Origin of the sequence: Galbibacter marinus (genome assembly GCF_000300875.1) — a bacterium.
In the GTDB taxonomy this organism is placed as follows: Bacteria; Bacteroidota; Bacteroidia; order Flavobacteriales; family Flavobacteriaceae; genus Galbibacter; species Galbibacter marinus.
Window position 1 is genome coordinate 1 of record NZ_AMSG01000056.1, and the last position, 2140, is coordinate 2140.

The following is a 2140-nucleotide window of genomic DNA, read 5'->3' on the forward strand; positions in this document are numbered from 1 at the left end:
CCGTCCATATACGCTCTAGGGTACTCTTACACCCATCTGTGGTTGATTTTTCTTCAAATTCAACACTAACTGTGTCATCACAATTATCTATAGCTGTCAGTATTACTGCTTCGGGTATATTATCGCAAGCTACAATGATGTCTTCTGGGGTATCACTTAGTACTGGAGCAGTGGTGTCTTCAATGGAAAACATTGCAGTGGTTTCTAATTCCCCGCATCCATTAAATGCCGTGAAGGTTACAGTGATGTTTTTGGAGTTTTCACAGGTATTATCCCAAAGTTCCTCAGAATAGTTATTTGACCAGACAATATCACAGGTGCTTGTAGCCTTCGCATTTCCATTATTGGTTAACCATTGTTGGAATGCTGTCTGTGGATCACTTTCACATGAGACTGTCAATGGTTGTGCTTCGGTGATAATCTCTAGATCATCCTTTTCAAGTACCGTAAAGGTTGCTTCACATGTTTTTTCAATACCACAATCGTCTACTACCGTATAGGTCACCTTTGAGCTTCCTCCACATGGACCGGGAATGGGATCATGTTCAAGATTTTCGTTTAATGGTTCGGTGCCTCCGTAATGCTTAAATTTAGCGAGCCAAGAGGTGAAGGCTTCGTTGATTTCTTTTTGACTTGTACAAGCTTCTATTTCTATGGATTCGGGGTGTGAAATGGAAAAGTACCTTCCTTGGCCAATTCGGATGGTTGCAGAAACTATGCAATTATTAGCGTCCTTTACCATTACTGGATAATTTCCTGCTGGAAGTTTTTCAAATATTGGATTATTGTTGAAATTTTCTCCTTCGTCAATAGAATATTGATACGGTGGAGTTCCGCCAGTAGCATCAATCGAAATACTACCTGTCTTATCCCCAAAACAGCGGTTGTCAGTTTTCTCGATGCTTATATCAAAACTATCAGGAGCATTAATAATGTGCTTCTGATGGTAAACTGACTTATCATTATGAAAAACCTCAATGTCATATTCGCCGGGTTTTAGGTTAGTTTGCTCCCATTTATCCTGATTAAGGTTACTGTTGGTATTACTACTCCACTTAATTGCAGTTTTACCTGAAGTTGCAGAGGCTTCTACCTTAATGGTTCCGTCCTCTGATGAAATACCATTAATGGTACAGCTCGAATGAGTAACACTGACCGTTACAGTGCACTGAGTTGCTTGGTTAGAGATCGTTATTTTGTTATCTACGGGATTTGAAAACCCGATAAAAAAGCTACAAAACAGGAATAAATTAATAATTTTCATGCTACAGGGTTGGTTTTACTGTAAGCAGTTAGTCATGATAAATATTTAGGGCATTTATCTTTTATTTTAGCATAAGAGGTTGTAATAATAATCTGCAAAGCACCTGCGTGCTTTACAGATTATCGGCGATGTAGGGTTGGTTAATCGAGATCAAAATTAAGTAGGAGTCTAACCTTGAAATGCAACTTGGTGATGAATGGCTTCTTATTTTCGTTGACTTGTAATTGGCTTAGAATTAACTGGATATATGGGCCGATTTCTACGATGAATGACATGCTTCATTTTGAGAAATCATCTTGTTGTTGTGGTGATTTAATGCTTGATGATCATTTTTTTCAATAAGGCAGATCTCTAAAAAGAGAGTATTAAATAATTTTACTAGTACTATTTCATGATAAAATGCTATGTGAACTTACCCATCTACGCTAATGCGATAGATAGGCTTCGGGTTTCAACGGACGTGCTACCGTAGTAGACTGAATCATCCTCCACCTTTGTAATCGACAGTCCCTGCCGATATAGTTTTAACCCTTCTTTTAGGATGTTCTTTGCAGCATTCAAATCACGGTCTAAGTGATGACCATTGCTGCTGGGTCTATTCTCTATCAGAAAGGTTTAATTCTTTATTTATCCATCCACAGGCATTACAAGTCTTTGATGAAGGGAAGTACCTATCTACCATTATAAGTTCACGACCATACCAGTGGCACTTATAATGAAGTAGTTTTACAAAATTCCCCCAACTTACATCCGAAATGTGTTTGGCTAATTTTCTGTTTTTGACCATTCCCTTTACGTTCAAGTCTTCAATAGCTATTACTTGATTGTTTTTAACCAATTCATAGCTGACCTTATGTAAGGTGTCTAATCTACTGT

At 38.0% G+C, this 2140-nt stretch carries 2 protein-coding genes; both read right to left on the reverse strand.

Going from position 1 to position 2140, the window contains the following annotated elements:
* Window positions 1-1264 (reverse strand): SprB repeat-containing protein (locus I215_RS15515; protein ID WP_008992939.1); only part of this gene is annotated, 1264 nt, incomplete at its 3' end.
* 595 nt (window positions 1265-1859) lie between these two features.
* Window positions 1860-2140 (reverse strand): RNA-guided endonuclease TnpB family protein (locus I215_RS15520; RefSeq protein ID WP_008992940.1); only part of this gene is annotated, 281 nt, incomplete at its 5' end.